We start from the raw sequence: 4,090 nt of genomic DNA, 5'->3' as shown, positions 1-4,090 counted from the left end.
GACGTGCTCCCCTGAAACTCTGCCAGTCTGAGCTAGAGTCCGCCTTCGTGAGGAGACGGACGTGAAGAAGACCAGGTTCAGCGAGGAGCAGATCATCGCGGTGCTGCGCGAGCAGGAGGGCGGGATGAAGACCGCCGACGTGTGCCGTAAGCACGGCATCAGCAGCGCGACGCTCTATGCGTGGAAGGCCAAGTACGGCGGGATGGACGTGTCGCAGGCGCGCAAGCTGAAGGTGCTCGAGGAGGAGAACGGCCGGCTCAAACGGCTGCTGGCCGACGCCATGCTCGACAATGCTGTGTTGAAGGAAGTTGCGGCAAAAACTGGTGAGGCCCGCCGCTCAGCGAAAGGCTGTCGAGCATGCTCGACAACTGTTCGGCATCAGCGAGCGTCGGGCCTGTACCATCTTCGGCGTGGACAGGACGTCGGTGCGCTACGCGCCCCGGCGTAGTGATGATGGCGACCTACGGTCGCGGCTGCGCGAGATCGCGGCGGAACGTCGGCGCTTCGGCTACCGACGGCTGGGGATCATGCTGGCCCGTGAGGGACTGGTCATGAACCACAAAAAGCTGCTGCGACTGTACCGCGAGGAGAACCTTCGTGTCACACGCCGACGTGGCCGCAAGCGAGCTATGGGCACGCGAGCACCCATGGCCTTGCCGCAAGGTCCGAACCAGCGCTGGAGCCTCGACTTCGTCAGCGACACGCTGATCAGCGGCCGGCGTATCCGCATCCTGGCGGTGGTCGACGACTTTACACGGGAGTGCCTGGCGTTGGTCGCCGACACCTCGCTGTCAGGCGCACGTGTCGCCCGTGAGCTGGACGCTATCATCGCTGCGCGCGGCGTGTCGCCGCTGATGATCGTCAGCGACAACGGCACCGAGCTGACCAGTCTGGCGATCCTGAGATGGACACAGGACCGGCCTGTCGAGTGGCACTACATCGCGCCCGGCAAGCCGCAGCAGAACGGATATGTCGAGAGCTTCAACGGTCGTCTGCGCGACGAATGCCTCAACGAGACGCTGTTCGTGTCGCTCGGCCATGCCCGCTCGGTGCTGCGGCTCTGGCGCGACGACTACAACCACGTGCGACCGCATAGCGGGATAGGCGGGCTGACGCCCGCCGATGCTGCCAGGCGGGTTGTGCAACACTGCCCCGAGGAGCACCATACCAACCCCGGACTCCAGTTATGACTGGTAGGGCTTTGGGGAGCACGTCAGCGCGACACGCTCACCCGCCTCGCCGCCGGGCACAGCGCCACCGCCCTCGATCAGCTCATGCCCTGGAATCATGCCACCGCCGTGACCTGAGAACACCGCTTACGCTTGGCTGGCTGACGCCGATCGAATGTGCTGCTGCCGCGGTAGGATCGCGGCCGAATGAACGCCGGAAACTCACCCCCAGCCTGGATGAGAAACCGGGGGACCCTCACCACCGCCCTCGTTTCCGCAGCCGCCTACTGGCATGATCGATGAACCCTGACCTAAAAAGGGCGGTTAGGTTCTGCTCCCGCGTGTGCGGTTGTGAACATGATCTTCATTCGTGTTGGCTCGTCGCCAGAGGAGTGGCCGTCCGCATCACCTTGAAGCTGGTGCCGAAACCAGCCGACGAGTCGCGTCCCACGGCGACGTCAAACTCAGCGGCATCCTGAACCCAGTCTTGACGTTCCGCACTCCAGTATCGGCGGTCCTCGGGTCGGAGCACGAAAGAGAGTGTCCGCCGCTCACCAGGTCTGAGCGTGACGCGCTGGAAGCCCTTCAACTCGCGTACCGGTCGCGCGGCTGATCCTGTGCGCTGTCCGAGGTAGAGTTGCGCCACCTCGTCGGCAACGCGCGCGCCGGTGTTGGTCAGGTCGACGGAAATGGTCACCTGATCGTCGGGGGAGATCGCCGCCCGGTCCACCTGCGGATTGGCATAGGTGAAGGTCGAGTAGCTCAGGCCATAACCGAACGGGAAAGCCGGACTGCCCGGCGCGTTCCAGTACCGGTTGTTCGCATTACGGGGCTCGTGCGACTTCAGGTGCGCGTAGAATAGCGGCACTTGACCAACGTCCCTCGGCCAGGTGAACGGCAGCCGTCCGGCGGGTGCGGCACGGCCGAACAGCAGGTTGGCAGCGGCCGCGCCGCCCTCCGATCCGGGATACCAGAGATCGAGGATCGCCGCGGCCTTGGTATCGGCGATCGTCAGCGGCCGCGCGCTCATCAGCAGGAGCACGACCGGCTTGCCGGTCGCGACCACCGCGTCGAGCAACTCGCGCTGCCGTCCGGGCAGCTCCAGGGTCGAGCGGGAGCCCTGTTCCCCGATCATGTTCTGGCCCTCGCCGAGCACCAGCACGGCGATGTCCGCGGATCGCGCTGCGGCCACGGCGCGGGCGATTTCCGCCGCCTCGTCGCCCACTGGCGGCTTGGCGGAACCGCCGGTCGCCATGTCGAATGGCGAAGGGTTGAGCCGCGACGGCAGCGAGACGCCCTTGATGACGTCCACCCGTACCCCCGCCCCGAGCAGCGCGCGAAGCCCCGACGCGACGGTGATCGCCCGGGGCATCTGCTGCTCGAACACGGCGGGGCCAGCCGTGTCGACTTCGGAATCCGCGAGCGGCCCGATGACGGCCAGCGATTTCACCGCCTTCTGGTCGAGCGGCAGGAGATTGCCCTCGTTGCGGAGCAGCACGGCGGACCGCTCGGCCGCCTGGCGGGCGGCGACCCTGTGGGCCGGGCTGCCGAGCAGCTTCGCCGCCGCGGCCTCATCGACATAGGGGTGTTCGAACAGTCCCATCCGGATCTTTGCTTCGAGTATGCGGCGCACCGCCTCGTCCAACCGCGCCGGGGAAACCGTGCCGGCCGCTAGCTGATCGGGCAACCGGTCAAACGCGGGCACGGCGATCGCCATTTCCATGTCGATTCCGGCATCGAGCGCCTTGCGCGCCGCTTCCCCGGGGTCAGCGGCGACACCGTGCGTCACCAGGTTCTTGACCGCATCGGCGTCGCTGACGACGAACCCCTTGAACCCCCATCGATCGCGGAGGACGTCCTGCAACAGGAAGCGGTTGGCTGAGGCCGGGACGCCGTTGAGCGCCATATAGGCCGCCATGATGTTGCCCGCGCCGGCGTCCACCGCCGCCTTGAACGGCGGCAGGTAGATGTTGTGGAGGTCGGCATCGCCGATCGAGGCTTCGTCATAGTCGCGCCCGCCGGCTGCGGCGCCATAGCCCGCGAAATGCTTGGCGCCCGCGATGACGCGGCCGGGGCTGCCGAGGCACGGACCTTGGAAGCCGCGGACCTGGGCCGCGGCCATGACGCTCGCCAGGAACGGATCCTCGCCCGGCCCCTCGACGATGCGGCCCCAGCGCGGGTCCCGCGTCACGTCGATCATCGGCGAGAACGTCCAGCTGACACCCGCCGCGCGCGCTTCGGCGGCGGCGATCGCGGAGATGCGTTCCACCATCGCCGGGTCCCACGACGCCGCATAGCCGATCGGGACCGGGAAGATCGTCCGGAAGCCGTGAACGACGTCGAAGCCGAACAGCAGCGGTATCTTTAAACGCGACGTGTCGAGGGCGAGGCGCTGGAGCCGATTGGTCTCCTTCGGGTCGCTGACGAACAGCAGCGCGCCGACATTGCCGCCGGTGACCGCCTGGTCGATCTGCTTGACGTTGAACGGCAGGGCGAACCGCTGCGTCAGTTGCCCCGCCTTTTCCGCAACGGTCATTCGCGCGATCAGGGCGTCCGCCCGCGCCCGAACGCCTGCGTCGGAGACGCAGGCGCTTGTCGTGGCGCGGCGCGGGCGGTCGCGGCGTTCGGCCGTAGCTGGCGCCGCAAGGCAGGCCGATGCGCCGGCCATCGCCAGCATCAGTGATCGAAGGCGCATCAACCGTCCTCTTGAACAACTACAGTCGCGGCCCAGCGCCGCGGGGCGCTGCCGTCACGGCTGCTTTCGCGCAGGCAGAGCGGCGAGGTCGGCGTCGATCTTGGCCAGCACCGCGTCGGGCACGGAGTCCGGAACGTAGGTCTGCATCTGCTTGAGCGTGATGCCGCGTGCTCGCTCGACCTGCGGGTTGTTGATGATGTCCGGGAGGTACTTGGCCACCACAGCC

2 protein-coding genes are annotated in these 4,090 nt (G+C 67.2%); one reads left to right on the top strand and one right to left on the bottom strand.

Features of this window, described 5'->3' with window-relative positions; genetic code table 11:
* Positions 1-61 precede the first annotated feature (61 nt).
* Positions 62-1,190 (top strand): IS3 family transposase gene (locus ACE5C1_RS00930; protein ID WP_374942188.1). Its coding sequence is split into 2 segments (ribosomal slippage): positions 62-315 and positions 314-1,190, totalling 1,131 coding nucleotides; the frame shifts between segments, so codons are not numbered across the junction.
* 343 nt (positions 1,191-1,533) lie between these two features.
* Here ACE5C1_RS00930 and bglX read toward each other — a convergent pair.
* On the bottom strand, positions 1,534-3,864 hold the full coding sequence (bglX, locus tag ACE5C1_RS00925; RefSeq protein ID WP_374942187.1) for a beta-glucosidase BglX: 2,331 nt from the start codon (positions 3,862-3,864) through the stop codon (positions 1,534-1,536).
* Positions 3,865-4,090 lie beyond the last annotated feature (226 nt).

It is taken from the genome of Sphingomonas sp. (genome assembly GCF_964263785.1).
In the GTDB taxonomy this organism is placed as follows: Bacteria; Pseudomonadota; Alphaproteobacteria; order Sphingomonadales; family Sphingomonadaceae; genus Sphingomonas.
This window is presented reverse-complemented; position numbering and strand designations above follow the sequence as displayed.

Coding starts and splice junctions, on each gene's coding strand:
- bglX (WP_374942187.1), bottom strand. CDS start 3,864: ATGCGCCTTCGATCACTGATGCTGGCGATGGCCGGCGCATCGGCCTGC.